The following is a 5,383-nucleotide window of genomic DNA, read 5'->3' as shown; positions in this document are numbered from 1 at the left end:
GCCGAGCGCGGAGATATTCTCCGGGTGGGCGGCGCAGACCTGCCGGGCAATGTCGCGGGGCCTGGCAAATCCCGCGGCTTTGAAGGCCCGTGCAATTTCGGCGCGCACGGCTTCCCGCAGATGGGTGAGATCAGGATTGCGCATGGCTTTGACTCCAGAGCTGGTTCAGTTGATTGAGGAAAGGCACTGCGTGAGCCAGCCAGGCGGTGACATTCTGTTTTTGATAAGCCGGGATCGAGGCAATGGCCTCCGTAGGGGAGAGCGGCATGATGCCAAGGGGTTCGAGCCCTTCGCGCAATACGAGCCAGCGTTCGAAGCGCGTGTTCTCCTCGGGGTCCCCCGGCGCCATGTGGTAGCGGCCATCGGAAGCCAGCACCATCAGCCCCGGATCGCCTGCAATGGCGATGCGGCGTGCCTCGGATGGCGTGGGGAGATCGGGAGTATCAGCCTTGATGGCATAGACCACGGCGCACTGTTCGATGCCGGTGAGTCGTTGCTCCTGGGCGACCTTGTCAAAGATACGTACCGCCGAAGGGCCAACCACACCGGCGTCGTGGATGCGATCTCGCACCTCACGGGCGATGGAGCGGATTTCATCAGGGGTGCGACGCACGATTTCCTGCTGTGTCGGTTCCGGTAGGCGCGCGACAGCGGCTGCGGCCGAGACGGAGATATCGCCTTGCTCTACGGCGCTGGCGAGTTCTGGAATCCCACTGGCCTGAACCGTTCGCGCATTACGTAAACTGCGTTCTGAAACATTGAGCAGATCAGCCGCAGCGCCTTGCCGGAGCGTTGGTATCGGCAAATTTGCCGATACCACATGCTGGTTCCCATTGAAGTGACCCCGTTCAATACTTGCCAGTTTGGCCGCAACCATCGCCCGTTGGCTCTCGGACAGATGCCGACGGCGCAGATTGAGGCTGATCACAAGGGCGTTCAGATCAGCGTTTTCAGCAACCTGTATGAACTGCGGCTCGATTCCGGCCGCAAGACAGGCGCGGTAACGGTGCCGACCATCGATGATCGCCTTGCCCATCACATGAATAGGCTCCCGTAGGCCGTTCTGCGCAATGTCGGCCACCAGCGCTTCAAACTCGTTTGAAGGTAGTTCCGGGAAAAGCGCACTCACCGGGTGAAATTCCATCTCATTCATCATGCATCCTCCCCGATGAGCGCGAGCCGAAAGGACGCTTTGATGGGTTTGATAGGGCAGGGCTGAGCGAACTGTCCCTCTAGCACCTCGTAAGTCACGCGAAGTGGACCATCAGAAAAATGGACCACGCCAAAGTCACGGTTGGATTTCTTGAGAACTTCACGACCTTTTTCTCCGAATCGTTGCTCCAGGGCGGTCTCCAGGGTTTCACGGGCGCGTTCGACCCGGGTCGTCAGTTCGGTTAAGGAAACATGGAGTTCCTGCAGGTGATGGTGGGATAGACAGGCGATCTGTTCGACAGACAGATCCTGCATTTCCAGAGGGGTGATCACGATTTTGTCCATGTCATTCCCCTCACGCGCAGACACGAACTGAGGTGGAGAATCGCGAGACGCGCCGTTCATACGCTTCGACTTCCGTGATCAGATAAGTGACCCGGGCGCCCAACTTGCAGAAAACGGGGCCGAGCTGTTCCTGTCGCCAACGGCGCAAGGTCTTGACCGACAACCCCCAACGGGATGCGAGTTCGTTTTCGTCGAGGGCGATGCGCTGAGTACAGTTCTGGGCGAGCGGACGGCGAGAGTGCCGTCTGGATTGTTTGAAAGGGAATTGGTTTTGCATTTGGAGCACTCCTTTGGTTGAAGTGCCCCCATTTCATCGCATAGGGTCCCGCGATATTACGCAGAGTTCTCGCAGAAATTACGCAGAAATTACATCCTGTTGATCCTCAAGCGATTTCAGACTGCTCGATAAACTCATCTGCGGGAATACTTGAGACTTGGCGGATGGTCTTTCTCACATATTCAGGCACGCCGATGTTGAGTTCCCACTGACGAGGTTTGTCGTTTCCATCAGCACCACGGATGTAGTTTTTCCATTCGGGCGCACCTCTGAAAAACTCCCTCATTGACCGCATGGGCACTTTTGCCGCGTTTTCCAATTGCAACTTCGAGCATTTTTCCCTGTGTGATGTCCAGGCATCCACGAGAATTTCAACGACATCGATCCATTCTTTCTTTGTGAGTGCCCACGGATCTGGCCAAGGGCCGACCAGCAAAGCATTCCGTGCATCGTCCTTGATCAGTTTGGGAACATCGGTTGTCCCGGCGGCATTTTGTCTCCGGCGAACTTCACCCTCGATCCGCGTTAAGTCGAGCGCAACCCCGTCATCATCCTCCACCTGGATCGTATTCAGTGGAACCACAATACCCGGGCCTAGGAACCGGCGAGAGGTATTGTCGGTCGTGGTGAGTACGATGCTCAGGCCGAGGTTTTCCTGACGCAAAGCAGTATCCATCTTGTCGGCATGCCTGGCATCCCAAAGATGCGAAACCAGGACGACCGGCAGGCGCTGGTCCCCCATCTGGTAATTCCCGATGACAAAGGGTTCCTGCTCATCCGGGAAACATGCATGGTCGATCAGTTGTTGCTTGAGCAAGGTGTCCAAGCGTTCGCGGAGATAGGATTTGTCCACCATGTAGCGGCATAGATCACCATCGGTGAGATCGTACCTTTTGCCTGATAATTCGTCCTGAGCCCAGGTGCTGGTGCTGTTTGATTGAACCAGAAGTCGACGGAATCCATTTTGACCTTCAGAATCTTCCACGGGCACAGTGATCAAGTCGCCCGGAGCCTTTTTCTTCAGGAGGCCCTTGCTGACGAGATCGGCAGTTGGTAACTGCAGCACGTTCAGCAGATGTCCATCGACCTCATCAGAGGCCAGGTCAAGCAACTTCATCTCGGCTTGGAACAATGCCAGGTCTGCACCGATTTTTTCCGGCTCCACCCGTGTCATCACGCCGAGCGACATCAGGATGTCCTCACCACACTGGCGTAGTCGTGGGTCTGGCAGCGTCAGCAGATTGCAGGAACCGCGCTGACCGACCGTGATATCCAATGCTCGTGACTCTGTTTCACCATCGAATCGCACGATGAAGGAAAGTTCCACCTCCTGCACCGAACGACAGCAGGTGATCGGATTGTGGGCGCCGAAATGGTGGGCGGATACATTCCAGATGTTGTCGCTGGAGGCCATATTCAGGGTGACGCTATGGCGGGTATGTCCGAGAGTCATGGTCAGGGCAGAGATCCATCCGTCTTCGATGAGCGCGCCGGGGGCCTGCGCCATAGCGAGATCGATCGGTCGCTTGAACATGGACAACTCAAAATTCATGGCGTCAACCGGCTGCCGGGAAAGAGGCTTCTCGAAGCCGATCTGAGAAAAGCGATCAGCCAACTGCTTCGCCACGGACGACCGATCCGAGAGCACATGGACCATGTTGTTGGCAGGGTCATAGACGAGTGTCGCCTCCAGCGCCGGAATGAAATGAAGCAGGTCGCGTTGGCGATCCTTCATTTGATGTAGCAAACGCATCTTTCCGGGGTGGTACACCACCAGATAGTGGAGCCTGCGTTTTTCAGCATCGTTCCCTTCCTCCATCTCGAAATGGATCAGTTCGCAACTGGCCTTCGTCTCGTCATCCAGGGTGAGAATCTCGCCCACAGCGGCATGGAGTTTTTGCTCGACATCTTCGCCCCAGACAAAATCCCTGCCATCTCCTTCGCGAACGGTGAACCCCTGGAATTTCTTGTGGCCGTGAAAGTGATGGGTCAGGTAGATCGTTTCGATCTGATCAAAAATCTTGGGGGCCATTGTTCGTAGCCAGACCAGGCGCGTCATGGCATCCGCTTTCCGGTCGAAGTTCGATAAATCGGGGTATCCCTCGAATTCGAGGGTGGCATAGGCGTGTTCCAACAATGCTTCTGACTGGAACCTGGCCAACTGCATGAAGCGAATGGACTCCTGGTCGGCAACGGCAAGGACATCGGGGCTGACCGTTGCCAAGACTTCAATGAGCGCCAGTCGTGCTTGTGCCGGCGGGAGCGATGCGTCCACCGCAGCCAGGAAGGCGAATTTGTCGACCTGAGAAAGTTGAGCGATGGCGGGCACCGTTGCCGATCCGATCAAATCAACGAGGTGCTTGCTGTTCTTGAGAGACTTCCTGGCCACTTACTTTCTCCTTGATTGATTACCCTACGTTGCCATCCTGTTCGGAAATTCGGGGTCATTATCCATGACAGTTGCAATTCCATGGAGCAGTCATGAAAAATATCGAACTCACGAACCCGTCCAGGATGTCTGGGGCCACCAGAGTTGGCGAAATTACCGCCATCCTTGCGGCGGCCATTATTCGCACCCTCACTGGAGAAGACCAAAAACAGAGAGAGATTGGACTTGGCTTTATGCCCGACCAGAGCGTTCATACAACCTCCTATCCACCGGAGAATTTGTCATGAGCGATCAACAAGAATCCATTGCGTCCCGTATATCAGCCCTGTCCAGAATGCCGATTGCAGAACTCTGGACGATCTGGGACCGGTATTTCAAAAGCCGTCCGATCAATCCCAACCGGGTATTCATTGAATCCCGGGTTGCCTACAAGTTGCAGGAAGAAGCCTTGGGGGGATTATCCTCGACGACACGCCAGCGGCTCGAAGCCATCGGGGCCAAGCACTCGAAAATAAAACTGCGCGCCAGCCCGAGAGAATTCAATTTTGCACCGGGCACCTTATTGCTACGAGAGTGGGGCGAACGGGAGCATAAGGTTCTGGTTACTGCTGAAGGACTGTTTGAGTATGAGGGGAAGCCCTTCAAAAGTCTGACCGCCGTGGCGCGGCAGATTACCGGTACGCACTGGTCAGGGCCCTTGTTCTTCGGGCTTTCTGACCGGGGTCATCAGGGAGGTGTGAGATGAGCACGACCCAACAAATTGCCACCAGCAAGCCACGCAAACGCTGTGCGGTCTACTGCCGGGTGTCCTCGGACGAACGGCTGGACCAGGAGTTCAATTCCATCGACGCCCAGAAGGAAGCGGGGCAGGCCTATATTGCGAGCCAACGATCCGAGGGCTGGATTCCGGTGGGTGACGACTACGATGATGGGGGATTCTCCGGCGGTAACATGGAACGTCCCGCATTAAAACGCCTGATGGCTGACATCGAGCGCGGGTTGGTCGACATCGTGGTGGTCTACAAAATCGACCGCTTGACGCGCAGCCTGGCTGATTTTTCCAAGATGGTCGAGGTGTTCGAGCGCCATGGGGTATCTTTCGTATCGGTCACGCAGCAATTCAATACCACCACCTCCATGGGGCGGTTGATGCTGAATGTGCTGCTGTCTTTTGCCCAGTTTGAGCGCGAAGTCACGGGTGAACGCATCCGCGACAAGAT

7 protein-coding genes are annotated in these 5,383 nt (G+C 56.0%); 3 read left to right on the top strand and 4 right to left on the bottom strand.

The features are described 5' to 3' along the window. Positions 1–130: 130 nt before the first annotated feature. The 4 genes from M6F29_RS11150 to M6F29_RS11135 form a co-directional block, all read right to left on the bottom strand. Positions 131–1,156: a ParB/RepB/Spo0J family partition protein gene (locus M6F29_RS11150; RefSeq protein ID WP_298159842.1), complete on the bottom strand. Its 1,026-nt coding sequence runs from the start codon at positions 1,154–1,156 to the stop codon at positions 131–133. Further along, the gene (locus M6F29_RS11145) at positions 1,153–1,497 is read right to left on the bottom strand and encodes a hypothetical protein (protein WP_298159838.1); all 345 of its coding nucleotides are present in this window, start codon (positions 1,495–1,497) and stop codon (positions 1,153–1,155) included. The genes M6F29_RS11150 and M6F29_RS11145 overlap by 4 nt, the downstream gene beginning before the upstream one ends. A gap of 10 nt (positions 1,498–1,507) precedes the next feature. After that, positions 1,508–1,774, bottom strand: a complete 267-nt coding sequence (locus tag M6F29_RS11140; RefSeq protein WP_298159834.1) for a helix-turn-helix transcriptional regulator — start codon at positions 1,772–1,774, stop codon at positions 1,508–1,510. 106 nt (positions 1,775–1,880) lie between these two features. Further along, a complete protein-coding gene (locus M6F29_RS11135; protein ID WP_298159832.1) occupies positions 1,881–4,163 on the bottom strand; it encodes a hypothetical protein in 2,283 nt (760 codons plus the stop codon). Between the two features lie 92 nt (positions 4,164–4,255). Between M6F29_RS11135 and M6F29_RS11130 the strand changes: the two genes are divergently transcribed. From M6F29_RS11130 to M6F29_RS11120, 3 genes are all read left to right on the top strand, one after another. Then, the gene (locus tag M6F29_RS11130) at positions 4,256–4,450 is read left to right on the top strand and encodes a hypothetical protein (protein WP_298159830.1); all 195 of its coding nucleotides are present in this window, start codon (positions 4,256–4,258) and stop codon (positions 4,448–4,450) included. Continuing rightward, a complete protein-coding gene (locus tag M6F29_RS11125; RefSeq protein ID WP_298159827.1) occupies positions 4,447–4,908 on the top strand; it encodes a DUF2924 domain-containing protein in 462 nt (153 codons plus the stop codon). Before M6F29_RS11130 ends, M6F29_RS11125 begins: the two co-directional genes overlap by 4 nt. Then, positions 4,905–5,383: recombinase family protein (locus M6F29_RS11120; RefSeq protein ID WP_298159824.1), on the top strand; the 479-nt coding region annotated here is incomplete at its 3' end. The genes M6F29_RS11125 and M6F29_RS11120, both read left to right, overlap by 4 nt.

Source organism: Ferrovum sp. (assembly GCF_027317285.1).
GTDB lineage: Bacteria > Pseudomonadota > Gammaproteobacteria > Burkholderiales > Ferrovaceae > Ferrovum.
The sequence above is the reverse complement of the archived record's forward strand: the minus strand, read 5'-3'. Positions and strand labels throughout refer to the sequence as shown.